Here is a 796-nt window from a genome sequence, read left to right on the forward strand (position 1 = left end):
ATCTCTATTTGCAAACCACTTTTGAATGTTGAGAGCCGTTTGAACTAGCTTTGTTGATTGCTCACTTTTTGCATCACCTGCAACCTCTAATAGCATTGCTAACTGTTGGTTATACTGATTACTAGCAGCGGGCTGTTTTTGCGCACTATATTGTTCATTCTTTGTATTTTCATCTACTATTTGTGCCGCTGCTAGTGCACTAAAAGACAATGCCGCTATAGCCATGACTATATGTTTACTTTTCATTGTTTTTTCCTTGTTTAACATTTTAATCCTCTGAACGTTAAAACTCTTAGAGTGTTCAATATTCAAAAGAGGGGGGTGAAAAAGTTATTTTTAGATTTTTTTTCATGCTCAGAGAGTAACAAACTAGCTAAATCTAATTGGTACTTACCTTTGAGTTTACGCATACATTTTTCGTCGCAACTAAGCTCCAATTGCTCTTTTGCCAAACGCGCTAATTTTAAGCATATTGGATTCCACCAAAAAACACTTTCTATAGCGCAAATTAACCATGTCCAATAAATATCACCTTGTTGTAAGTGCGTTAATTCGTGCTCAATAACAGAGTTTAATTCTTCACGATTTTTCATATCAGGTGTAAGCCAAATAACCGGGTTAACTAACCCTGTTGCAAAAGCAGGCCCGCCAATTGAGGTGAATCTTATTGGGTATATACAGTTTGCTCGTTTTGAAGTGCTATATAAGCTTGAGTTAGCTTTTAAGTTTTTGACTAACTTTACATACATAGCAACACGCAATGTAAACAAGCCAATTCCACTAAACAGCAATACAC

General features: G+C 35.9%; 1 protein-coding gene and 1 pseudogene. Both read right to left on the reverse strand.

The genetic code is table 11. The annotated features are described in order from the left end of the window. Positions 1-246: pseudogene (locus tag P20439_RS18905) on the reverse strand (peptidase M56 BlaR1); the annotation flags it as partial. A 62-nt stretch (positions 247-308) separates the two neighbouring features. Then, positions 309-796: M56 family metallopeptidase (locus P20439_RS18910; protein WP_242375986.1), on the reverse strand; the 488-nt coding region annotated here is incomplete at its 5' end.

The organism is Pseudoalteromonas sp. BSi20439, from assembly GCF_000241165.1.
Classification (GTDB): domain Bacteria; phylum Pseudomonadota; class Gammaproteobacteria; order Enterobacterales; family Alteromonadaceae; genus Pseudoalteromonas.